Origin of the sequence: Pseudomonas sp. H26/SER47-MNA-CIBAN-0231, from assembly GCF_040310465.1 — a bacterium.
Lineage (GTDB): Bacteria > Pseudomonadota > Gammaproteobacteria > Pseudomonadales > Pseudomonadaceae > Aquipseudomonas > Aquipseudomonas atacamensis.
Genome location: NZ_JBEOPW010000076.1, coordinates 1 through 272, shown reverse-complemented (window position 1 = coordinate 272; position 272 = coordinate 1). Strand labels below are relative to the sequence as shown.

Here is a 272-nt window from a genome sequence, read left to right as displayed (position 1 = left end):
GGCATGGGAAGCTCATGACCGCAATATGCTGGCACAAATTGCCCATCGTATATTGGGCGGTAGTCGATATACAGGTGTACCGCAACTGCGTCAGGCTAGCCAAGATTTGGAAGATAAGTGCCTGCTGAATGTACAGCATACGACACCTGTGCAGTTTGCAATGATTGAGCCTTATTATGAGGCATTGTTAACGGCGCTAGACAACTTGCAAAAGGTGGATTTATCTTCTTATCCTCAGCTTAACTATCATCGCTTAAGCGAAAATGATATGA

General features: G+C 44.9%; 1 protein-coding gene. It reads left to right on the top strand.

Annotated elements, in window-relative coordinates; all coding sequences use genetic code 11:
• Positions 1-25 precede the first annotated feature (25 nt).
• A partial coding sequence (locus tag AAEZ10_RS27330; RefSeq protein WP_350571809.1) for an Hpt domain-containing protein occupies positions 26-272 on the top strand: 247 nt, incomplete at its 3' end.